We start from the raw sequence: 21,918 nt of genomic DNA on the forward strand, positions 1-21,918 counted from the left end.
TCAGGCGCCCCATCCGGCTTGCTGGCCGCCCACGCGGTCCTCGTTGATCTGTTTCTGGTAGCCGCTGGCCTTGAACGCGGCCATCGGGTCCGCGGGCAGCCCGCGGGATTCACGCCACTCGGCCAGGATGGGCCGGACGTCGGTGTAGAAGGCGTCATTGAAGATGCCGTTGGCGGCCAGGACATCACCGGCGCGCTGGGCTTCGTTCAGGGCTGCGGTGTCCACCAGCAGGGCGCGCAGCGTCATTTCCTGGACGTTGAGCACCGAGCGGATCTGGCCCGGGATCTTCTCTTCAAGGTTGTGGCACTGGTCAAGCATCAGGGCCACGCCGGAGTCCTTGCCGTACCCGCCGCCGCGGATTACCTCATGCATGATCCGGAACAGCTGGAACGGATCCGCCGCACCCACAATGAGGTCGTCGTCGGCGTAGAAGCGGGAGTTGAAGTCGAAGGAGCCCAGCTTGCCCAGGCGCAGCAGCTGCATCACGATGAACTCGATGTTCGTGCCCGGGGCATGGTGGCCGGTGTCCAGGCAGACGAACGCCTTCTCGCCCAGCGCCAGGGTCTGGGCATAGGAGCTGCCCCAGTCCGGAACATCGGTGTGGTAGAACGCCGGTTCGAAGAACTTGTACTCAAGCACCAGGCGCTGCTCATCGCCGAGGGCGGCGTAGATCTCCTGCAGGGATTCGGCGAGCCGGTCCTGCCGGCCGCGCATGTCGTCCTGGCCCGGGTAGTTGGTGCCGTCCGCCAGCCAGATCTTCAGGTCCTTCGAGCCCGTGGCATGCATGATGTCGATGCAATCCAGATGATGGTCGATCGCGCGGCGCCGGACGGACTCGTTGGAGGATGTCAGCGAGCCGAACTTGTACTCGTCGTCCTGGAAGGTGTTTGAGTTGATGGTGCCAAGGCCCACGCCCAGGCTGGCGGCGTATTCCTTCAGGGCCGCATAATCATCCACCTTGTCCCACGGGATGTGCAGGGCCACGGTGGGCGCCAGTCCGGTCAGCTCGTGGACCTTGGCGGCGTCCGCCAGCTTCTCCTGGACGGTCCGGGGGGTGCCACGCGTGCCGAACACCCTGAACCGCGTTCCCGAATTTCCATAGGCCCACGAAGGGACCTCGATTGCAAGCTCCCCGAGCCTGCCCAGCGCCGTTGCTACGTCGTTCATGATGGTTCTTTCCGGTGTTTGAGCGTCATTCTGATGCGTTGTGGTTGATGCCCCGCTGCTGGAGCCCTGCTGGTTTTGTGCCCCGGTCAGCCCGCGGAGGGTTGGGCCGCCAACTGGCTGCCAAGGTTGAAGACTTCCTCAAGGACTTGGAACCCTTCGTCGGGCGCCTGGCCGGAATCTTCGAAAAGCGTTGCCATTTCCGCCTGCCAGCGGGCGTTCACCTCCGTCAGGGCCATGCGGGCACGGACGGCGTCAAAGTCGTCGCACTCCACGTACCCCACCAGGAGGCCGTCTTCTCCGAGGAAGAGGGAATAGTTATGCCAGCCTGCCTCCTTGAGCGCGTGCAGCATCTCGGGCCAAACCGCTGCGTGCCGCCGGCGGTACTCATCCATCAACGCCGGTTGCACCGAGGAACGGAAGCACACCCTCACTGGAACTCCTCTACAAACTTTTGGATTCTTTGAATCGTTTCATTGTTACGATTCAAAGTACTCTTGGATTTAAGCAGGTGTCAAGCAATGGCAAGAACTTTTGATTTCCCGCGCGGAACCAGCTGCCGCGGGCATATCAGCACGGAGAATCGATGAACCGCACAGCCAGCATCAAGGACGTCGCCACCCACGCGGGCGTGGCCGTAGGCACGGTCTCCAACGTCCTGAACTATCCGGACCGGGTGTCGGATCGGACCAAGGAGCGGGTGCTGCGCGCCATCGACGACCTCGGCTTTGTCCGCAACGATGCCGCCCGGCAGCTCCGCGTGGGGCACAGCCGCACCATCGGACTCATTGTCCTGGACGTGGGCAACCCCTTCTTCACCTCCGTGGTCCGTGCGGCGGAGGACGCCGCCGCACTGCAGGGAAGTGCAGTCCTGCTCGGCGACAGCGGCCACAATGCAGGGCGTGAGGCGAACTACATCGACCTCTTCCAGGAGCAGCGCGTGCAGGGCCTGCTGATCTCACCCGTAGGCGATGTCACGGACAGGCTGGACCTCCTCCGCGAACGCGGAGTGCCCACGGTACTGGTGGACCGACTGGCCGACGAATCCAAGTTCAGTTCGGTTGCCGTGGACGACGACGCCGGCGGATACCTTGCCGCCCGGCACCTGCTGGACACCGGCCGCCGTCGACTCGCCTTTGTTGGCGGTCCCACTTCCATCCGGCAGGTGGCAGACCGCCTCCAGGGGGCCCAGCGGGCCGTAAAGGAGGAGCCGGACGCAATGCTGGAGGTTTTGGAAGCCGAGGGACAGACCGTCCTGGCCGGACGCAGCGTGGGCGACACGTTGGTGGAGCGGGGCAGGGCCGAGTTGCCGGAGGGCATTTTCTGCGCCAACGACCTCCTGGCCCTGGGCGTAATGCAGTCACTCACCATGACCCACACGTTCCGCATCCCCGAGGACGTGGCCCTGATCGGTTATGACGACATCGATTTTTCAGTCTCGGCCGTGGTTCCGCTTTCCTCCATCCGCCAGCCGACGGAACTACTGGGCCGGACGGCCATCGAGTTGCTGTCCGAGGAAGTGGAGTCGCAGAATCCCGTCCACCGGTCCGTGGTGTTCACCCCAGAACTGGTGGTCCGGCAGAGCACTGCCGCACGCGGCACAAGCAGGCCCAGCGCCGGCTGACACAGGACTCGCCGGTCCAGCGGCGACGGACACCGGGAAAGGCTACTTGCCGGACTGCTGCAGCCACTTCATCGAGTCGCTCCGGGAAGTGAAGAAGCGCGTGGGGCACGGCGGGACGTGGACGCCCAAGAAGAAATTCGCGATGATCCGGTCCACAGGGCTTGCCCCCAGCAGGGCGATGCGGTTGGCCGCGCAGGGGATGGAGAAGACGGAGCGTGCCTGGATGCTGACATTCTCGGTGGTGGCCATGTCCACCAGCATGGGATAGGTTCCTTCGCCGGCTATGCGGTTCACCGCGGCCATGGCCGCGGTCGCATCCTCAACTTCTATCCGGACGCTGGGCTCCCAGATGAGGTGGATGATGCCGTCGGCGCGCAACTCCACAGTGCCCTTGCCGCCGTCGACCATTACGGGTTCCATATCCCGCCTCCCTCCAGTGGGCAGTTACTGACTCCCCTATCTTGCCTTAGTGCAGGGAACCCGGAACACGGCGCCCATGCCCAACAGCCTGCAAGCGGCTTGACTAATCAGCATACTTACTAATAGGTTGGTCGACGTGCCGTGGCCCGGATCACCATCCGGCAGCTGCGAGTCGCGGCCCGCGGGGGCTGCATCCGAAACAACTGCATTTGAAATAACCAGTTCCGCCGGGGTTCTCCATGGGGGCGGAGCCTCGGGGGGTTCATTGCGCCGCAACCCGGCGCTGAAAGGATCTACCGAAAATGCGAACAAAGGTCTCAGCTTCAGTCACCGCCATTGCCCTCTCCGGCGCCATGCTCTTTGGCATGGCAGGCCCGGCGACGGCAGCGGCTCCAGCGGCTCCTTCTGCCGCTTCCCAGTCATCACAGGTTGCCAACGTAACGGGAACCATCAACCAGACCATTGACGGCGTTGGCACCTTCGTCGGCTCGTTCACGCCGTCCGGCTTCAACGCCCAGAACGGCCAGCTGACCGTCACCGGCCTGGTGCAGGGTACCTTCACGGACCTTAACGGCGTGGCCACCCCTGTCACCCAGACGGTAACCACCACCGCTGCAGCCGCACCCTCCACCGCTGCTGCCCTCGCCAGCGGCGGCAGCTGCGACATCCTGAACCTGGTCCTCGGGCCGCTGCACCTGGATCTCCTGGGACTCAACGTGGACCTGAACCAGGTGGTCCTCGACATCACCTCCCAGACCGGAGCCGGCAACCTGGTGGGCAACCTCCTCTGCGCCGTCACCGGGCTCCTGGACGGCGGGACGGGCCTGAGCGGCCTGGCCAACCTGCTCAACCGCATCCTGGGCCTCTAGTTCCGGCAGGTCAAGAACCTGGAACGCCAGTAAAGCGGGCGGCCCCGAAAGGGCCGCCCGCTTTACTGTCCCGTGCAGGTGCGTGCCGCCTGGAGCTTCTCCACCACCAGGTTTCGGTAGGCAGCCCGGAGCGGTGCCATCTGCCGGAAGCCGATCCGGCCCCCGCCAAGTACCTTGTCCGACGAATCACGCCATTCGAAGAGCGGCAGCGCGTTGATGGAAAACGCCACCAGCGGGCCGTCCTTGAGCACTTCCAGCCGATAGAAGTCCGTGGCGTCTTCCGCGGGAGGCAACGGGTCCGCACCTTGGGCCACCAGTTCGAACCCCGCGCTCTTGCGCAGGTTGCAGGTCCGGAACGCCCGCTCGGACTGGTACTTGTGCCGGAAATAGGAGACGTGCAGGGCATCAATGTCGCCCGAATGGTACTGCGGGTAGTAGCCCGTCCTGGGTGCCAGGGACGGGCTGAAGAGGTCCAGCCCGCCGTGGCCCGCAGCGGCAAAGAACAGCATGGCAAGGCCTGGCTCATTAAGGGGCAAAAATTCCCAGCTGATGCGGATGCCGTCCGGAAATTCCTCCGGGCACCAGAACGTCCAGTGCGCATGGTCGTCGAAGTCCTGGTCATCCAGGCTGCCTGACAGCTCCAGCGCGCCCTCAAGGCTGCCTAAGCGTAGCGGCCCCTCCGCCACCCACCCGGCGACATCGTCCGGCCCGGCCAGCGGGTTGCGGTAAAGGATGCCTGTCTCCAGGCCCGCGCTGCCCACCTAGCCGCGTCCCGCCGTCGTACCTGCCAGCCGTTGCTTCGCGCCGTAGCCCAGGCCGCCAAGCTGCCGGGCCACCTCCCCCGCCACCAGCACGGCCCCGTGCTGGGAGAAATGCGTATTGTCGGCCAAGCCGTCCGGCCAGTGTGCGTGCCCACCCGGTGCGAAGTGGCAAAAGAGCTCCCGGGAGCCGTCCGGCCCCAGCCCAAGGTAAAGGCACCGCGTCCAGGCGTTCAGGTCCAGAACTGCGACGCCCAGCTCCAGGGCAAGCTCGCGGACCACCTCCGGATAGTCCTCCAGGCTTTCCTCCAGGACAGCGTCCGACGACGGCACGTCAAGGAAGTGCCGGCGCTCCACCGACGTGCAAAGCGCCGTAGCGGCGCCCACGGCATGCACCTCGGCCACCATGGTGCGCAGGTTCGCCGCATACCCGGTGCGGGCCGCGAGATGCTGCTTCTTCTGGTCGTTGTGGCCGAACTGGATGAGGACCAGGTCGCCCGGTCCTGCCGCGGCGAGCAGGTCCGCCCAGAGCCCCTCACTGCGGAAGGATTCGGTGCTGGCCCCGCCCTTGGCGAAGTTATGCACTGCTGCCCACGTGTAGGTGAGCGGGGCCAGGTGCGCGCCCCAGCCACTCATGGGGAACTCTTGCGTGGGACAGTTCGCGACGGTGGAGTCGCCGGCCAGCAGTATCTTCATGGTGTCCTTTCCTCCAGGCGGGAGTCAGCCCTTGACGGAGCCGATCAACATGCCCTTGGCGAAGTGCTTCTGCAGGAACGGATAGAAAATGAGGATGGGCAGGGTGGCCACCACGATCACGGCGAACTTGATGCCCTGTTCAGGCGGGATGTAGTTGGGGTCCACGTTGCCGGTGCCCAGCAGGTCGGAAGCGGCAGTGACCTGGCGCAGGTACATCTGCAGGGTCCACTTGGAGTTGTCGCTCAGGTACAGCAGGGGCGACATGAAGTCGTTCCAGATGCCCACGGCATAGAACAGCGCGAACGTGGCCAGGACCGGTTTGGACAGCGGCAGCAGGATCCGCCAGAGGATCCCGATTTCGGTAGCGCCGTCCATCTTGGCCGACTCCTCCAGTTCGGCGGGTAGTTCCTGGAAGAAGTTCTTGATGATGATCAGGCTGAACGGGTTGATGGCCGCCGGCAGGATCAGGGCCCAGTAGGAGTTGAGCAGGCCCAGGTCCTTGACCAGCAGGAACGTGGGGATCATTCCGCCGGAGAACACCATGGCGAAAACCACCAGGGAAAGGATCACGTTCCTGCCCCGCAGGGTCTTCTTGGCCAGCGGGTAGGCCATGGTCACGGTGAAGGCCAGCTGGACCAGGGTGCCCACCGCCGTGACCAGGATGGTGGTCACCAGGGCGCGGACGAACGCCGGCGTGGCGAAGATGTACTCGTAGGAGCCCAAGGTGAACTGCTCAGGCCAGACGAAGAATGCCCGGCGGGTAATCTCGGCCTCAGTGGCGAATGACCCGGCGAAGACGTAAACGAACGGCAGCAGCGTGATGATGCCGACCAGGGACAGGAAAACGTAGTTGGCGGCGTCAAAGATCCGGCCGCCGCGGGTGTTGTGGATCTTCATTAGAACAGTCCGCTCTGGTTGAATCGCTTGGCCAGCCAGTTGGTGCCGAAGATCAGCACGATGCCCACCAGTGATTTGAACAGGCCCACCGCCGTGGAGTAGCTGTAGGCGCCCTGGGTGATGCCCACGAAATAGACATAGGTGTCAAAGACGTCGGCCACTTCCCTGTTGAGGGCGTTGGTCATCAGGTAGATCTGCTCGAAGCCGGTGTTGAGCATCTGACCGATGGCCAGGATCAGCATCACGATGATTGTGGAGCGGATCGCGGGCAGGGTGATGTGCCAGACCCGGCGGAAGCGGCCGGCGCCGTCGATGATCGCTGCCTCGTACTGGTCCTGGTCCACGGTGGCCAGCGCTGCGAGGAAGATGATGGTGCCCCAGCCGGTGTTCTTCCAGATTTCCTGGAGCACGATCAGGGGCCGGAACCAGGCGGGGTCGCTCAGGAAATCGATATTGGTGCCCATGACGTTGTTCAGGAACTGGAACAACGGTCCAATGTCCAGGGCGAACAGCAGGAAGCCCAGCGACGCAACAATGGTCCACGACAGGAAGTGCGGGATGTACACCAGGGTCTGGACGGTGCGTTTGAGGACGGACAGCCGGACCTCATTCAGCAGCAGGGCCAGGATGATGGTCAGCGGGAAGGCCACGCCCAGGTTCAGGAACGCCAGGATGAGGGTGTTGCCCAGCAGCCGGGGAAAGTCGGGGTTGGCGAAGAAGTCCTCGAAGTTCCGGAAACCCACCCAGGGGCTGCCGTTCACGCCGAGGAACGGGACGTAGTCCTTGAAGGCGATGGACACCCCGTACATGGGTGCGTAGCGGAACACTGCGAAGTACACCACGCCGGGCAGCAGCAACAGGTACAGCCACTTGTAGTGCGCGAAATGGACGGAGAACCTGCCCCCCTTCCGGGGAGCGGGAGTGGTCTTGCCCACCCGCTCCCCGGCGAGGGTGTCGATGACAGGGGCTGCCATTTACTTGTTGTCCTGCCAGAGCTTGTTGATCTCTTCCTTGACCTTGTTACCGCCGCTGGTGTCCCACAGCTTGATGGCGTCCTTGAGGCCCTGCTCATCGATCTGGCCCGCCAGGTACTTGATCCGGGCATCGGCCACGATGTTGTCCAGTTGGGCGCCCTTGGCAACGTACGTGGCTGAAACATAGGGTGCTGCCGGGTTGTAGACCGCGCTCTTGAGATCCTCCGCCATGACTTCCGTGCGCTTGTCGAAGACCTGCTGCTCGTAGTCGGAGGGCTGCTTCACGGGATAGAACCCGTTGCCGGCAACGTTCATGCCCAGCTGTGCGTAGCTCTTGATGTCGGTGGTGACGGCCTTGCCTTCCGGGGTTTCCGGCTTGATGGTGGCCGCCTTGCCGTCCTCCACCTTGAAGTTCACACCCTCGATGCCGTTGTTCAGCAGGATCTGGACGTCCTTGCCGTTCATGGTGTTCAGGAACTGCAGGACCTTGTCCAGGTCAGCCTCGGTCTTGACGCTGGCCTTGGGCACGGCCAGGAACCCCGAGTACCCGTCGGTGGGGTGGGCGTGCAGTTTGCCGTCTGGCCCTTCGAGATTGCCCACGAAGCCCACCTTGTTCTGGAAGTTGTTGGGATCCGCCTGCTTAAAGAGGTTGATCAGCACGCTCACGCGCGAATCGACGTCGACAATGATGCCGCCCTTGCCGTTGAAGAACGGCTCGTTCCATTTGGTGCTGTCAAAGGTGGCGAAATCCGGGTTGATGAGCTTTTCGTCCACCATCTTCTTGATGAACCGGTCCGCCTCGAGGAATTCGTCCGTCTCGAAGCTGGGCACGAGTTTCCCGTCCCGCTCCGTCCAGCGGTTCCCGGCACCGTACCATTCCTCGATCAGGTCGTAGGGGCTGTTGGTTCCCAGCGCACCCCACTTGGGGATGGTGATGCCGTAGGTGTCATTTTGGCCGTTGCCGTCCGGATCCTGCTCCGTGAAGGCCTTGGCCACCTTGTACAGGTCCTCGACGGTCTTGGGCGGCTGCAGGCCCAGCTTGTCCAGCCAGTCCTGCCGGAACATCACCGCTGCGCGCATGGGGGCACGGCCACGGAACACGCCGTAGACCTTGCCGTTGACGCTGGCGTTCTTCTGGATGTCCGGGAAGGTGGTTTTGAGGTTCGGGTACTTGTCCAACTTGTCCGTCAGGTCCCAAAAAGCCCCTGCCTGGGCGTTCTTGACGAAGCCCGGAGTTTTACCCTGGATCACCATGACCTGCGGGATGTCCGACCCCGCCAGCGTGATGTTGGTCTTGTCCTCGTAGGATGCGTTGGGCGCCCAGTTGATCTTGACCTGCTTGCCTGTGAGTTCCTCGAGCTTCTTCTGGACGGCACCGTCCGCTGCAGGCGGCTGCGCCTCAAGGAACGGGGCCATGATGGACACCGAGGTGAGGTCCGCGGCCGGTGTGTCACCCCCGCCGCTGCACGCCGTGAGGCTCAGGGCCGTCGCAGTGACGACGGCGGCGGCAAGGGTAAGTTTCCTACGGATCATTTATTTTCCTTTTCCACTTCGTTGGGGTTCTTCGGGCGTTGGCGCCCTGGGTTGATACGTTTCATTTGAACGACACAGGCATGCGCCTGCCACCATCAGGGGTAGCCTGGCTGCCGGGGAATTGCTTTAGGTGGAGGCGCCCTGCAGGACGGCCCGCCCCACAGGTTCGGCCTGGCCTACGGCTTGGTCGTTGGCGGTGAAGAAGCGGTCGCACAGCCAGCCGGTCAGGTAGAGCCAGGCACCCATGCTGAAAAACGGGATCAGCCCCGGAAGGCAGCTGCTGCCATACAGCACGGCCGCGGACACGAACAGCAGGATGACTGTCCCCGCAAGGTGCCGCACGGCGAACCGGGACGACATCAGCAGGTACTGCGGGAGCGGAAGTTCGTACCTGGCGTACATCGGGAACACGTAGCAGAAGGCACCGGCGACGAAGACTCCCGCAACAAGCAGGACCACGGCCATGAGCTGCGGGAAGATCCCGTGGCCGCCTGAGAAGTAGTTCCAGTTCAGGACAAGCGCAGCCACCACCGCCATGACCGGAAGCGAGAGGGCATTGGCCCTGCCAAAGTTCCGGAAGTATTCGGCAGCGAAGCCCCGCAGCAGCGGAGCAGCATCGCCGGCCGCCCTTTTTCGCACCAGGATCTGCGCGGCCGCCGTTGCGGGGCCGGTACCAAGGACACCGAGGCCCAACACGGTGAACGCGATCCAGAGCAGGTTCAGGCAGGCAATCCATACAAGCGTGTCAAAAAACGAGTAGGCACGCGCACTGAAGGTCCCGGACAGCATGGCACGGCTCCCTTCTGTTTCTCCATCGTTGCAGGGGCGAAGCGGAACGTGTCCCGCATCACGCTGGTAATCGGTTTCTCGAAATGTAGACCTCCTGTCACACCACGGTCAAGTGGTTTTTTGAATCGTTACATAACTAGACTCGAAGTACGCGAATGCCGCACACTGAGTGATGGAAAGCGCTTGCTGGAAATATGCCAGCGCCTGGGACACCGGTGCCCGCGACGTGGTGCCGCCGGTCAGAACGGAGAACGATGGGAACGGCAACGGAAACCGCCGGCACGGCCACCACACCGGCGGCAAGGGTTGCGCTGGTGGGTGTGCACGGCTTTGGCACCCACCACCTCCGGAACCTCGAACGGCTCCAGGCCGCCGGCAGCGTTGAACTGGTCGCCGTGGCGGACCCGCAGCCTCCGGCGCCGGGTGCCGTGCCGCCGTCGGCCGCTGTTTACCCGGGGCTTGACGACCTCCTGAAGGCGGCCCGGGACCTGGACCTGGTTATCGTTGCCACCCCCATCCAGACCCATGCCCCGCTGGCCCTGGCCGCCCTGGCCACGGATGCGGAACTCTACTTGGAGAAACCGCCGGTCGCCTCCCTTGCAGACTTCAACCGGCTGTGCGAAGCCGCCGCAGCATCGGGCCGTGGAGTCCAGATCGGCTTCCAAAGCCTCGGCTCGCACGCCCTGAAGGCCGTCGAGGACCTGCTGGCCGCGGGAACCATCGGAACCCTGCAGGGCATTTCCGCCACCGGCCGCTGGGTCCGGGACCGGGCCTACTACAAGCGCTCCCGATGGGCCGGGAAACGGAGCATCAACGGTGTGGACGTGGTGGACGGCGTGGCCACCAATCCGCTGGCGCACGCCGTGGCAACGGCACTCCGTATTGCCGGGGCGCGCACCCCCACCGATGTGGCGTCCGTGGAAACCGAGTTGTACCGGGCCAATGACATCGAATCGGACGATACCTCCGTGATCCGGATCCGCACCGCCGCCGGACTGCCCATTACCTGTGCCCTGACCATTTGCGCCTCGGAGTCCGTTGAGCCTTACGTGACCCTCCAGGGCTCTAACGGGACGGCAGTGTTCCACTACACCGAGGACCGGCTCACGGTTGAAACAGCGGCGGGACGCACTGAGGAAACGTATGGCCGGGACGACCTCACGGAGAACCTCCTGGCCCACCGGTCCCGCGGGGTCCCGCTCATCAGCAGCCTGGAGGACAGTGGCGCCTTCATGCTGGTGCTGGAGGCCGTGCGCACAGCACCACTTCCCACTCCCATCGATCCCGCCTACGTGCGCTGGGAGGGCGAGGGGGACGCCGCGCACGCGGTGGTGGCCGGCATCGAGGAGGCCCTGGATCAGGCAGGCCGGCAACATGCCACCTTCAGTGAGCTGGGCCTGCCCTGGGCTGCAGCCGCCCCCGCGGTTTTTGACCTGCCGGTCTCCTGATGATGGACCGGGCGGGACTGCAGGAGGCGGCAACCGAGGGTGCAACCCGGCCCGGGAGCCAGGGTCGGCTGTATGCCGTCAACCTCCTGACGGACGGTCTCTCCCCCTGCCTGACGGCGGCCCCGTCCCCTGCGTTCGCCTGGCAGCTCGGGCAGGATGACGACGCCGACCCCGCCCTTGCACGGCAGGTGGGCTTTGAGCTTGAGGTCCGGGACGCCCGGGGCGGGGTGCTGTGGAGCTCCGGACAGATGGCCGGCGCTACACAGCGGGGTGTTCCCTACGGCGGCCCCCGGCTCGAGGACGACGCGGACTACGCGTGGCGCGTGCGCATTCTGGACGGAGCCGGCAATCCTGGCTCTTGGTCCGCGCTGCAACCCTTCAGTACCGGCCTCGGTGACGGCTCCTGGCAGGCCGGCTGGATGGGCCGTGCCCCGGGTGGACGCGCCCCGCTGGAAATCCTCAATCATTCACTCCGCGTGGCCGGTTCCCCTTTCCTGCCCCTCCCCTCCCCTGCGCTCCGCAGCTTCCGGCTTGAAGCGCGGCTGCGGCCCGTGATGGGCTTCGCCGGGCTCCTGCTCCGCAGCAGCGGCGCCGGAACCGGATTGCTGCTCGAACTGGGCCCGGACGGCAGCGCTGTACTGCGTCCCGCCCCGGGCTGGGAGATCCCCTCCCACGTGCCCGACACTCCGGTACTGGCCAGCGCCCGGGCCAAGGATCCGGCGCCGGGCAGCTGGCGGGACCTGGTTGTCACCGATGACGGCAGGACCATCCGCGTCACACTGGACGGGACGGAGCTGCTGGCCGTTGACCAGCCCGCCGCTGCGGATGATTCCGCCCTGCTCGCTTTGCACCAGGGCCCGCGGAGCCAGGCCGAGTACGCCGCACTGCGGCTCGCGGACACCGCTGCCGGCCGGCCGGAAGCCCTCGTTTTTGACCACCGCTTCGACACGGACGATAACCAGGGCCTTGCCTGCCTGGCCCAGTGGCCCCGGACCACCACCCACCGCCAGCCCGACGAGTGGACCCTGTTCCGCACGGCCCTCCAGCTGTCCGGGACGGTGCGGCGGGCGCGGCTCTATGCTGCCGCACACCACCACGCCCAGCTCTCCGTGGCCGGAACGCCCTGCCTGAACACCACATCGTTCGGCTACCCCGGCGAGGGCTATTACGACGCCGCCGACGTCACGGAGATCCTGGCCGGGCAGCCCGCCGGTTCGGCGGTCCAGGTGACGGCCCTGCTCCACTGGTACGGCCCGGGCCAGGGCCGGGCAGCGGGGGTCCCTGGCCTGCTGGTCCGGCTCACCGTGGACTACGACGACGGCCGCCGGGACGTTCTCGCCTCCGGCCCCGGCTGGTCCGCCGCCGAGGCGCCGTACCGCCAGTCCGGCTACCGGAACGATGAGGGCGATCCGGTCGAGCACCTGGACGGGTTGGCCGCTGCGGCACTCGACCCGGCCGATGACCTGCCTGCCGCTGTGGTCACGGGCCGCCACCCGTCGTCGGACTTTCCCCGCTTGCACCCCCGCCGGACGTTCCTTGCCGGGGAGTTCGTGGCACCGCGGCAGTTTTTGACCGCCGACGACGGCACGATGGTGGCGGACTTCGGCCAGGTCCTTCCCGCCCGCCCCGAGGTGGATTTCCTGAACGGCGTCCCCGGCCGCACCGTGACGCTCCGGGCCGGTTACGCCCTCCGCCCCGACGGCAGGGTTGACGCCGGGAAGACCGCCAGCCAGAACACGGACATGTCCTTCCCCTACACCCAGGCGGCCGGGCCACAGCAGTTCCGCGCCTCGGTGCACCTGGGTTTCCGCTACCTTGAACTGCCCGGGATCGACGCCGCAGAGGTGTCCCGCGTGGGTGCCACCACCGTCCACGCCGGCCATCCCGGCGAAGGGAGCTTCAGCAGCTCGGACCCGGTCCTGGACGCCGTGTTCGGGCTGCTGCGCGACTCCGCGCTGTACGGGGTGCAGGAGCAGTTCGTGGACACCCCCACCCGGGAGAAGGGCCAGTTCCTGGCGGACGCCGCCAACATTTCCTATGCCACCATGGCGCTGTTCGGCGAGCACGCCTACACGGCCCAGGCCCTGCGGGAGTTCGCATGGTCCGCCCGCCGCTACTGGAGCGCCGCAGGGGAAAAGGGCCGCTACAACGCCGTCTACCCCAACGGCGACGGCAAGCGGGACATCCCCGACTTCTCCCTGATGCTGCCGGAATGGGCCGAGGAGTACCACCTGCGAACCGGGGACTTGGCCCTGGTCCGGGAGTTGCTCCCCCACCTGTGCGACACGGCTGATTATGCGCTGCGGTACGTTCCGGCGGAGGGCCCGACGGCGGGACTGGTCACCAGGCTGGGCGGGGGCTCCGGACCTTACCTGCACGGCATCGTGGACTGGCCCTCGCCCGGCCGATTCGGCTACGACATGGAATGCGCGGCCAAGACCACCGTGAACGCGCAGGCCTACTCCGCGCTGGTCTCGACAGCCCGGCTCTGTAGCACGGCAGGCGACGAGTCCGCCGCGGTCCGCTATTCCGCCGCAGCCCGCGGCCTTGCCGACGCCATCCGGACCCGGCTCCGGGTGGACGGCGTCATGGTGGACGGACTCCACGGCGATGGCACACCCAGCTCCCACGCCTCCCAGCACGCAACATCCTTCCCGCTGTCCCTGGGCATCACCGAACCTGGATATGCTGCCGCAGATGCCGACCGGATCGCCGGGATGGGCATGCGGCAGGGACCCATGACTGTGCACCGGCTGGTCCGGGCCCTGCTGGGCCAAGGCAAACCGGACGCTGTGCTGGACCTCCTCACCAACAAGGACCAGCCCGGCTGGGCCCGGCTCCTTGACCGCGGGGCCACCTTCACTTGGGAGGCCTGGGACCTGGAAGACGGCACGGACTACAGCCAGTCGCATGCCTGGTCCGCGTCGGTCGTCAAGGAGATCCTGGAGTACCTGCTGGGCATCCGCTACCTCATCCCTGGCGGCAACGACGTGCTGATCGAACCGCCCGTGGGCCGGCTGGAGCATGCCCGCGGCAGCGTTCCGGCGGGCAACGGATACGTGCATGCGAACTGGCGGCGCCGCGGCGGCTTGATGGAGCTGGAGTGCATGGTGCCGCCCGGAACCGCAGCCACGGTCCGCCTGCCCGCCGGCAGCTACGGGGTCAAGGGGCCCCGGGCCGTTCACGGCCAAGGTGCGGATGCCGCCGTCGTGGATTCCGCTGCAGAAGCCGACGAACAAACCCCCGGCGCCGCCCGCGAATTCCGCGTCCACACCGGAACCTGGACGTTCACTCCCGTTTGAACCCTGCGAGTTGGCACTTCGCGGCAATCCCGTCACAAGCCACTGCCGCGAAGTGCCATCTCGCGCAGGGGTGCAGCGTCAAACCCGGTTCGGCCGCCGCCCGTGCCACCACAGCAGCAGTCCCACCACGGCCGCGGAGAGCATTCCCAAAGCACCGGTGGCCACCAGTCCGGTCCGGACGCCGAACTGTTCGGTCAGCCAGCCGGCCAGGAGCCCGCCGCACGCGTGCCCGCCCAACAGGAGCGGGAGGTACAGCGCCATCACCCGGCCGCGGATGGCGGGCCCGGCCTCCAGCTGGACGGCGGTGGCGGCACTGGTCAGGAACAGCAGCGTCATCATGCCCACCACCGCCAGCATGCCGATGAACAGCACCACGTTGGGCATCAGCGCGGCCACCAGCTGCGACAGTCCGAAGAGGCCCGCCGCGGTCACGATGCCCTTGCGGCCCATGTTGCCGAGCCGGGCCGCCAGGAGCGCGCCGGCCAGGGCCCCAACGGCGCTTACGGTGTTGAACAGGCCGAAGCCCCCCACGCCGTTGTGCCACACCTGCTGGGCGAACGCGGCAAGGACAACGGGTCCGTTCATGCCAAACGCGCCCAGGAGCCCCGCCAGCAGGATGAGGAGCAGCAGGCGCGGCCGCTCCCTGACGTAACGGAACCCGGCGAGCACCTGTCCGGGACCCCGCGCGGCCGGCGCGCTGGGGTGCAGTTCGTGGAGTCGGACGGCGGCAATAAGGCCGAGTATCACCAGGCCAATCAGGGCATTGGCGGCGAAGGCCGCTGCAGGCCCTGCCTGCGCAATCAGCACGCCACCCAGCGCCGGCCCGGCCATCGCCCCCAGCTGTGACAGCGCGTTGTTGAGTCCGATGGCGGGCCGCAGCGCGGCGTCGCCCACCACCTCGTTGACGAAGACCTGGCGGGTGGGCTGGTCCACCGCGGCGATGATGCCCAGGGCAACGCAGCTGGCGTAGACCACCCACACGGTGATGGTGCCGCCGGCAGCCCAGGCCGCGAGCCCCAGGCCCAGCAGGACGATGATGGACTGGCACACCATCATAATCCGGCGCTTCGGAAAGATGTCCACCACCAGTCCGGCGAGTGGACCCACCACGAGCATGGGCAGGAATTGGAGGGCGACGGCGGCGCCCATCGCAGCGGGGCTTCCGGTCAGCCGCAGCACCAGCCAGTCCTGGGCCAGGCGCTGCATCCACACGCCGAGGCTGCCGGCCAGCTGCATGGCCAGGAAGAGCCGGTAGTTGTGCTGCCTTAGGGGGTGGTACCAGCGGGGCTGGCTGCTGACGGCTTGTTCTGACTGGAGGGAGCGCGTGCGGCGGGCAGGCACAGTCAGCGTTTGGTGCGGCCGGAGCGCAGCTTCACTGCGGCGGCGGCCAGGATGAGGGTTCCGGGGACGACGACGAAAAGCGCGGCGAGCATCCAGACGAAGACCACGGCACAAAACAGGGCGGCGGCCAGCAGCAGCGACCCGGTCCAGTCACGGAGGGAGAATGCCTGGCCGGTTTCGAGGGCCCGGCGCCAAGTGTCCTTGCCGGTGGTTCCGGCGGCTGCAAAGTCGGACCCTCCGTAGTCGGACCAGGCGGATGCGGTGCGCAGCAGCACGATGGCGGCGCCGGCGGCAAGGATGAGCGTGGCGGGAAGGACCAGGCCGCGGCCGGGGAGCTGCCCAACCCAGGCGAGCAAGAGGTTGAGGACAATCACGACGGCGGCTGCCGCCGTCGTGATGCCAAGTTTCCAGCTGCCCGGCAGGGCAGCCTTGAACAGGCCCCACAGGCCGCGGACGGAATCGTCCCGGCCGTTCAGGTGCCGTTCGAGGTGCGCAGTCCCGGCGGCGTAGGCGGCCGGGATGGTGACGAGCGGGAGGGACAGCACCAGCACCAGCACCCCTGCCAAAAGGGTTTCGGAGAACACGGCGAACCGGTTCACCGGGATGGGTTCGTGCCTGGATGCGGGTGTGGTGCTGTCCATGACGCTCATTTTCTTCCTTTACTGCCTTTAGCCTTTGAGGCCCTGGGTGGAGACGCCTTCGACGATGTACCGCTGGAAGATCAGGAAGAAGATCAGCACGGGGAGCAGGGCCAGGACCGACATGGCGATCATGGCGCCGTAGTCCGAGGACTGGGTCTGGTCCACGAAGAGCCGCAGGGCCAGCGGCAGCGGGTACTTGTCCGGGGTGTTCAGGTACAGCAGCGGGCCCAGGAAATCGTTCCAGCTCCAAATGAAGGAGAAGATCGAGGTGGAGATCAGGGCCGGCTTCATCAGCGGCAGCATGATGGAGAAGAAGATCCGGGCGTGCCCGGCGCCGTCGATCCGTGCCGCCTCGTCCAGCTCCGTGGGCAGGCCGCGCATGAACTGGACCATGAGGAAGACGAAGAACGCGTCCGCAGCCAGGAACTTGCCGATCAGCAGCGGCACGTACGTGTCCACCAGGCCCAACTGCTGGAACACGATGTACTGCGGGATGATCACCACGTGGAAGGGCAGCAGCAAGGTGGCGATCATCATGCCGAAGAAGATGCTGCGGCCGGGGAAGTTGATCCGGGCGAACGCGTAGGCCGAAACGGACGCGGACAGGATGGTCCCCACCACCGCACCGAGGGCCAGGATCAGCGAGTTGGTGAAGAACTGCAGGGTGGACACCCCGCCGATCCCGTCCATGGCGGTGACGAAGTTGTCGAAGCTGAAATTGTTGGACCACAGCGACGTGTTCTGGCCGCCGATTTCGGAGTTCGGCTTGAAGGACGACGCGATCATCCAAAGGCCCGGGTACAGCACGATGGCCGTGAGGATGAGGGCCGCGGCGTGGAAGACCACGCTCTTGGCCCGTTTGGCCCCGGTGGACTCTGACTTCGGGTTGTAGGCCGGGGCGGTGTCCTGAGTGGACTGGGTGGGAGTTGCCATGGTTGTCATCGTGAATCACCGCTGTAGTGGACCCAGGACTTGGACGTGCGGAAGAAGATCAGCGTGATGATGCCGACCACGACCACCAGCAGCCAGGCCATGGCCGAGGCGTAGCCCATCCGGAAGTCGCTGAAGCCGCGCAGGTACAGGTAGAGGGTGTAGAAGAGGGTGGATCCGGCGGGGCCGCCGTCGCCGTTGGAGATGATGTAGGCCGACGCGAAAACCTGGAAGGCGTGGATGGTTTCCATCAGCAGGTTGAAGAAGATCACCGGGGAGAGCATGGGCCAGGTGATGTTGAAGAACTTCCGCACCGGGCCGGCGCCGTCCATGGACGCTGCTTCGTAGAGCTCGCCGGGGATCTGCTTGAGCCCGGCCAGGAAGATCACCATCGGGGCGCCGAACTGCCACACCGTCAGCAGGATGAACATCGGCATGGTCATGGCGGGGTTGCCCACCCAGCCGCCCAGGTTGATTCCGAAGAAGGACAACCCCTGGTCCACGGGCCCGGAGTCCCCGAACATCGCCTTCCAGACGATGGCGATGGACACGGACGCGCCGATCAGCGACGGCGCGTAGAACGCCGAACGGTAGAAGCCCTGGCCGCGGCGCTTGCTGTTCAGCAGCATGCCCACCGCCAGCGCCGCGGCGAGCTTCAGCGGGGTGCCGAAGACCACATAGGACAAGGTCACGCCCACGGACTGCAGGAACCGTTCGTCCTGGAACAGGGTGGTGTAGTTGTCCAGGCCGATCCACTTGGGCGCCTCAAACAGGTTGTAGTTGGTGAAGGACAGGTACAGCGAGGAGATCATCGGCCCTACCGTCAGGGCGATGAATCCCAGCAGCCAAGGCAGCAGGAACGTGTAGCCGGCACGGGCGTCCACCCCGTTGCGCTTCGACTTGCGAAGCTGCACGGGGGCGGCCGACGCCGAACGCCTGCTCAGGGTTGGGCTTGAAGTCACGAGATCATTCCGTCAGTGGTGGAACCAGGGCGGGAGGGCATGGCAGCCGGATCAGGCGTTCTGCTTGATGACGTCTTCGGCTTCCTTGAACCACGCGTCGACGGCACCGTCAACGGTGACCTTGCCGTAGTTAAGGTCGGAGGCGATCCGGCCGAACGAAGCTTCCAGCGTTCCGAAGCCGACGATGGGCGGCTCCGGGGCATCCTTGAGGTACTTTTCGATGGACTTCTCATAATCCACCACGAGCTTGTCGGCGCCGTCGAAGGTGGTACCGTCGCGCTGGGTCTTGGAAGCGGGGACGCCGCGGGAGGTCTTGAAGATCTGGCCCACCTCGGGGTCGTTGACCATGAAATCGATGAAGCGCGCGGCAGCATCCTTGAACTTGGTCTTGGCGCTTGCCACCATCAGCATGGAAGGCTTGAGGAACAGGCCCAGGTTGTTGGGGTCATCCGACGGCACGGGCACCAGCTTGAGTTCCTTTGCGCCGCTGTCCCCGAGGTAGCCGGCCATGAAGTTGTCCCAGGTAACCTCGGCAGCACTGACGTTCGAACCGAACGGCGACTTGGGCTTGAGCTGGGTCACCCTCTCTTCCGGAACGATGGCCTGGGTCCCGCGAAGCTTCGAGTTGAGGTTCCACCAGGTCTTCAGGTCGTCCTTGCTGAAACCCAGCTTCCCGTCGCTGTTGAAGGCCTGCATGTTCTTCTGCCGGAGCCAGATGTTGAACTGCCACCACACGCCGGTGAAGTCCGTGGACCCATAGAGGGTGCCGTTGCCCTTGTCGCCAACTTCCTTCAGGAATGCCTGGAATTCGGACCAGGTCCACTTGCCGGTGGGCTCGGCAATGCCCAGGGAGGCCAGCTTGGCGGGGTCGTAGTAGACGGCGAAGGCGTTGGTGCTGGTGGGGATGCCGTAGGTCTTGCCCTTGATCTGGCCTGAAGGCAGGAGGGACTTCTCGAAGGCGTCCGTGTTGATCTTGACCGTGCTGAGGTCCAGGAGCTGGTTGCGCTGGCCGTAGTCGCGCAGGTAGGACAGGTCCCACTGCATGACGTCCGGCAGCCCGCCGCCTGCGGCCTCGGTAGCGCGCTTCTGCCAGTAGCCGGCGAAGTCGGTGAAGTTGCCGTTGACCTTGATGTCCGGGTTCTTCGACTCGAACAGGGCGATGGCCTTGCGGGTACGCTCGGCGCGGTCGTCGTTGCCCCACCAGGTGTAGTTGATGGTGACGGGCTTGTCTGCGGAACCGGTCTGGCCGGACGAGCCGGATCCGTTCCCACAGGCCGACAGCGCTGCTGCGGATGCGGTACCAATGGCGACGGTTGTGAGGAAATGCCTTCTGTTGATCACGGGAGCCTCCTTGCTCAATGGGTGTTTGCCTTTTCTCGGTCTACAACGCGGTAGTGAGCTGGCTTACACGGCTTCTGAAACGATACAATAGCGACATTCCCAGAATTGGGCAAGCGTTTTCCAAAGGTCTGACCATTAGTTCGTTCCATCTACCCAGCTGACAAAGGAGTCCCATGACAGAACAGGCAACGCACGGACCGTCGAGCGTTTGGAGCAACGTCGAAGGCATCGCTTTCGGCGGTGATTACAACCCGGAGCAGTGGCCTGTCAGCGTCCGGCTGGAGGACCTGGAACTCATGCAGGAGGCCGGCGTGAACTTCCTCAGCGTGGGAATCTTCTCCTGGGCACTGCTCGAACCGGCAGAGGGCAAGTATGACTTCGGGTGGCTGGACGACGTCATGGACAACCTCGCAGGAATCGGCGTGAAGGTGGCGCTGGCCACCGCCACCGCTGCGCCCCCCGCCTGGCTGGTCCGAAAGCATCCGGAGATCCTGCCGGTCACCGCTGACGGGACCGTGCTGGGACCGGGCTCCCGGCGGCACTACACGCCGTCGTCGGGCGTTTACCGCCGCTATGCCACAGGCATCACCCGAGTCCTGGCCGAACGGTACAAGGACCACCCGGCCCTGGCGCTGTGGCATGTGGACAACGAGTTGGGCTGCCACGTCTCGGAGTTCTACGGCGAGGAGGACGCGGCAGCCTTCCGCGCCTGGCTGGAACGCCGGTACGGAAGCATTGAAGCCCTCAATGCTTCCTGGGGCACGGCATTCTGGTCCCAGAACTATGGCTCCTTCGAAGAAATCCTGCCGCCCGCCATCGCCCCAACCACGCTGAACCCGGGCCAGCAGCTGGACTTCCAGCGCTTCAACTCCTGGGCCCTGATGGACTACTACCGGAAGCTGGTGGCAGTCCTGAGCGAGGTCACGCCTTACATCCCGTGCACCACCAACCTGATGGCCTCCAGCGCCACCAAATCCATGGACTACTTCGACTGGGCCAAGGACCTGGACGTCATCGCCAACGACCACTACCTTGTCGCTGCGGACCCGGAACGGCACGTCGAACTGGCCTTCAGCGCGGACCTCACCCGGGGAATCGCGGGCGGTGACCCATGGATCCTGATGGAACATTCGACGTCGGCTGTGAACTGGCAGCCGCGCAACCAGCCCAAGATGCCCGGCGAGATGTTGCGCAATTCCCTGGCCCACGTGGCCCGCGGGGCCGACGCCGTCATGTTCTTCCAGTGGCGGCAGAGCTTTGCGGGCTCGGAGAAGTTCCACTCGGCGATGGTGCCACACGGCGGACGGGACACCCGCGTGTGGCGGGAAGTGGTGGAACTCGGCGCCGCACTGAAACGGCTGGAGCCAGTGCGCGGTTCGCGGGTCCAGTCGCGTGCGGCCATTGTCTTTGACTACGAGGCGTGGTGGGCCAGCGAAATCGATTCGAAGCCCAGCGTGGACGTCAAGTACCTGGACCTGCTGCGGGCCTTCCACCGCGGCCTGTTCCTGCGCGGCATTTCGGTCGACATGGTGCACCCCTCTGATGCCCTTGAGGGGTACGACCTGGTGCTGGTGTGCACCCTGTATGCCGTGTCCGACGACCACGCTGCCAACATCACCGCTGCCGCGGACGCCGGTGCCACGGTCCTGGTCAGCTACTTCAGCGGAATTGTGGACATGGAGGACCACATCCGTTTGGGCGGCTACCCGGGGGCGTTCCGGGAACTCCTGGGGGTTCGGGTGGAGGAGTTCCACCCCCTGCTGGCCGGATCGCAGCTGAGGTTGATCGACGGCACTGTTTCGTCCATCTGGAGCGAAGATGTCCACCTGGCCGGCGCCGAGGCCCTGCAGACCTTTACCGAGTACCCGCTGGAGGGTGTGCCCGCCCTGACCCGTCGGAGCGTGGGGTCCGGTGCCGCCTGGTACCTTGCCACCTTCCCGGACCGCCACGGGATCGACGCCCTCCTGGACAAACTGCTGGCGGAGTCCATGATCTCCCCCGCTGCCGTGGCCGATCCCGGCGTGGAGCTGGTGCGGAGGCGTTCGGCCGACGGGCAGAGTTTCCTGTTCGCCATCAACCACACCCGGGGGGATGTCTCCGTCTCGGCCACGGGAACTGATCTCCTGACGGGGGAGTCTTTCGGCGGCACCGTTCCGGCCGGCAGCGTGGCCGTGATCGCGGAGGCGTAGGCGCGGCGGACAGAAGTCCGAGGGCGGCACCTCCCCCGGT

General features: G+C 65.5%; 19 protein-coding genes. 5 read left to right on the forward strand and 14 right to left on the reverse strand.

Annotated elements, in window-relative coordinates; all coding sequences use genetic code 11:
* Complete coding sequence (gene rhaI, locus ACETK3_RS03065) at positions 1–1,167, reverse strand: L-rhamnose isomerase (protein WP_373992491.1); 1,167 nt, start codon at positions 1,165–1,167, stop codon at positions 1–3.
* Positions 1,168–1,253: 86 nt separating this feature from the next.
* Positions 1,254–1,598 (reverse strand): L-rhamnose mutarotase, encoded by a 345-nt coding sequence (locus tag ACETK3_RS03070; RefSeq protein WP_373992492.1) that lies wholly within the window; start codon positions 1,596–1,598, stop codon positions 1,254–1,256.
* A 152-nt stretch (positions 1,599–1,750) separates the two neighbouring features.
* Here ACETK3_RS03070 and ACETK3_RS03075 point away from each other — a divergent pair, with 152 nt between their 5' ends.
* Entirely contained in the window at positions 1,751–2,788 is a 1,038-nt protein-coding gene (locus tag ACETK3_RS03075) for a LacI family DNA-binding transcriptional regulator (RefSeq protein ID WP_373992493.1), read from the forward strand.
* Positions 2,789–2,830: 42 nt separating this feature from the next.
* On the opposite strand, the gene ACETK3_RS03080 is transcribed toward ACETK3_RS03075, so the two are convergent.
* The gene (locus ACETK3_RS03080; protein WP_236820420.1) at positions 2,831–3,208 is read right to left on the reverse strand and encodes an STAS/SEC14 domain-containing protein; all 378 of its coding nucleotides are present in this window, start codon (positions 3,206–3,208) and stop codon (positions 2,831–2,833) included.
* Between the two features lie 302 nt (positions 3,209–3,510).
* Between ACETK3_RS03080 and ACETK3_RS03085 the strand changes: the two genes are divergently transcribed.
* Complete coding sequence (locus ACETK3_RS03085) at positions 3,511–4,077, forward strand: ABC transporter substrate-binding protein (protein WP_236820421.1); 567 nt, start codon at positions 3,511–3,513, stop codon at positions 4,075–4,077.
* 62 nt (positions 4,078–4,139) lie between these two features.
* Here ACETK3_RS03085 and ACETK3_RS03090 read toward each other — a convergent pair whose 3' ends face one another.
* The 6 genes from ACETK3_RS03090 to ACETK3_RS03115 all read right to left on the reverse strand — a co-directional run bounded on the left by ACETK3_RS03090 (position 4,140) and on the right by ACETK3_RS03115 (position 9,724).
* Positions 4,140–4,838, reverse strand: a complete 699-nt coding sequence (locus ACETK3_RS03090) for a DUF1961 family protein (RefSeq protein ID WP_236820422.1) — start codon at positions 4,836–4,838, stop codon at positions 4,140–4,142.
* Complete coding sequence (locus tag ACETK3_RS03095; protein ID WP_236820423.1) at positions 4,839–5,531, reverse strand: rhamnogalacturonan acetylesterase; 693 nt, start codon at positions 5,529–5,531, stop codon at positions 4,839–4,841. It abuts the gene before it with no gap.
* A 24-nt stretch (positions 5,532–5,555) separates the two neighbouring features.
* The gene (locus ACETK3_RS03100; protein WP_236820424.1) at positions 5,556–6,428 is read right to left on the reverse strand and encodes a carbohydrate ABC transporter permease; all 873 of its coding nucleotides are present in this window, start codon (positions 6,426–6,428) and stop codon (positions 5,556–5,558) included.
* Complete coding sequence (locus ACETK3_RS03105; protein WP_373992494.1) at positions 6,428–7,402, reverse strand: ABC transporter permease; 975 nt, start codon at positions 7,400–7,402, stop codon at positions 6,428–6,430. Before ACETK3_RS03105 ends, ACETK3_RS03100 begins: the two co-directional genes overlap by 1 nt.
* Positions 7,403–8,935, reverse strand: coding sequence for an extracellular solute-binding protein (locus ACETK3_RS03110; RefSeq protein WP_236799531.1), 1,533 nt, complete (start codon positions 8,933–8,935; stop codon positions 7,403–7,405).
* 126 nt (positions 8,936–9,061) lie between these two features.
* Positions 9,062–9,724: a YesL family protein gene (locus ACETK3_RS03115; RefSeq protein WP_373992495.1), complete on the reverse strand. Its 663-nt coding sequence runs from the start codon at positions 9,722–9,724 to the stop codon at positions 9,062–9,064.
* Between the two features lie 254 nt (positions 9,725–9,978).
* Between ACETK3_RS03115 and ACETK3_RS03120 the strand changes: the two genes are divergently transcribed.
* Together ACETK3_RS03120 and ACETK3_RS03125 are read left to right on the forward strand one after the other, a co-directional pair.
* Entirely contained in the window at positions 9,979–11,172 is a 1,194-nt protein-coding gene (locus ACETK3_RS03120) for a Gfo/Idh/MocA family protein (RefSeq protein WP_373992496.1), read from the forward strand.
* Positions 11,172–14,474, forward strand: a complete 3,303-nt coding sequence (locus ACETK3_RS03125; protein WP_373992497.1) for a family 78 glycoside hydrolase catalytic domain — start codon at positions 11,172–11,174, stop codon at positions 14,472–14,474. Before ACETK3_RS03120 ends, ACETK3_RS03125 begins: the two co-directional genes overlap by 1 nt.
* Positions 14,475–14,552: 78 nt before the next feature.
* Here the strand turns inward: ACETK3_RS03125 and ACETK3_RS03130 are convergent, their stop codons facing one another.
* The 5 genes from ACETK3_RS03130 to ACETK3_RS03150 are packed head-to-tail and all read right to left on the reverse strand — an operon-like array spanning position 14,553 to position 19,689.
* Positions 14,553–15,815, reverse strand: coding sequence for an MFS transporter (locus tag ACETK3_RS03130; RefSeq protein ID WP_373992498.1), 1,263 nt, complete (start codon positions 15,813–15,815; stop codon positions 14,553–14,555).
* 2 nt (positions 15,816–15,817) lie between these two features.
* The gene (locus ACETK3_RS03135; protein ID WP_373992499.1) at positions 15,818–16,465 is read right to left on the reverse strand and encodes a Poxvirus protein I5; all 648 of its coding nucleotides are present in this window, start codon (positions 16,463–16,465) and stop codon (positions 15,818–15,820) included.
* Positions 16,466–16,483: 18 nt separating this feature from the next.
* Positions 16,484–17,398, reverse strand: coding sequence for a carbohydrate ABC transporter permease (locus tag ACETK3_RS03140; RefSeq protein ID WP_373992500.1), 915 nt, complete (start codon positions 17,396–17,398; stop codon positions 16,484–16,486).
* A complete protein-coding gene (locus ACETK3_RS03145; RefSeq protein WP_373992501.1) occupies positions 17,395–18,348 on the reverse strand; it encodes a carbohydrate ABC transporter permease in 954 nt (317 codons plus the stop codon). Before ACETK3_RS03145 ends, ACETK3_RS03140 begins: the two co-directional genes overlap by 4 nt.
* Positions 18,349–18,399: 51 nt before the next feature.
* Positions 18,400–19,689 carry an ABC transporter substrate-binding protein gene (locus tag ACETK3_RS03150; RefSeq protein ID WP_373992502.1) on the reverse strand — a complete coding sequence of 430 codons (1,290 nt, stop codon included), beginning with the start codon at positions 19,687–19,689 and terminating at the stop codon, positions 18,400–18,402.
* A gap of 173 nt (positions 19,690–19,862) precedes the next feature.
* Between ACETK3_RS03150 and ACETK3_RS03155 the strand changes: the two genes are divergently transcribed.
* Positions 19,863–21,878: a beta-galactosidase gene (locus ACETK3_RS03155; RefSeq protein ID WP_373992503.1), complete on the forward strand. Its 2,016-nt coding sequence runs from the start codon at positions 19,863–19,865 to the stop codon at positions 21,876–21,878.
* Positions 21,879–21,918 lie beyond the last annotated feature (40 nt).

It is taken from the genome of Arthrobacter sp. E44 (assembly GCF_041877125.1).
Classification (GTDB): Bacteria; Actinomycetota; Actinomycetes; order Actinomycetales; family Micrococcaceae; genus Arthrobacter.

Coding starts and splice junctions, on each gene's coding strand:
- ACETK3_RS03140 (WP_373992500.1), bottom strand. CDS start 17,398: ATGACAACCATGGCAACTCCCACCCAGTCCACTCAGGACACCGCCCCG.
- ACETK3_RS03105 (WP_373992494.1), bottom strand. CDS start 7,402: ATGGCAGCCCCTGTCATCGACACCCTCGCCGGGGAGCGGGTGGGCAAG.
- ACETK3_RS03100 (WP_236820424.1), bottom strand. CDS start 6,428: ATGAAGATCCACAACACCCGCGGCGGCCGGATCTTTGACGCCGCCAAC.
- ACETK3_RS03075 (WP_373992493.1), top strand. CDS start 1,751: ATGAACCGCACAGCCAGCATCAAGGACGTCGCCACCCACGCGGGCGTG.
- ACETK3_RS03110 (WP_236799531.1), bottom strand. CDS start 8,935: ATGATCCGTAGGAAACTTACCCTTGCCGCCGCCGTCGTCACTGCGACG.
- ACETK3_RS03135 (WP_373992499.1), bottom strand. CDS start 16,465: ATGAGCGTCATGGACAGCACCACACCCGCATCCAGGCACGAACCCATC.
- ACETK3_RS03080 (WP_236820420.1), bottom strand. CDS start 3,208: ATGGAACCCGTAATGGTCGACGGCGGCAAGGGCACTGTGGAGTTGCGC.
- ACETK3_RS03085 (WP_236820421.1), top strand. CDS start 3,511: ATGCGAACAAAGGTCTCAGCTTCAGTCACCGCCATTGCCCTCTCCGGC.
- ACETK3_RS03115 (WP_373992495.1), bottom strand. CDS start 9,724: ATGCTGTCCGGGACCTTCAGTGCGCGTGCCTACTCGTTTTTTGACACG.
- rhaI (WP_373992491.1), bottom strand. CDS start 1,167: ATGAACGACGTAGCAACGGCGCTGGGCAGGCTCGGGGAGCTTGCAATC.
- ACETK3_RS03120 (WP_373992496.1), top strand. CDS start 9,979: ATGGGAACGGCAACGGAAACCGCCGGCACGGCCACCACACCGGCGGCA.
- ACETK3_RS03095 (WP_236820423.1), bottom strand. CDS start 5,531: ATGAAGATACTGCTGGCCGGCGACTCCACCGTCGCGAACTGTCCCACG.
- ACETK3_RS03125 (WP_373992497.1), top strand. CDS start 11,172: ATGATGGACCGGGCGGGACTGCAGGAGGCGGCAACCGAGGGTGCAACC.
- ACETK3_RS03155 (WP_373992503.1), top strand. CDS start 19,863: ATGACAGAACAGGCAACGCACGGACCGTCGAGCGTTTGGAGCAACGTC.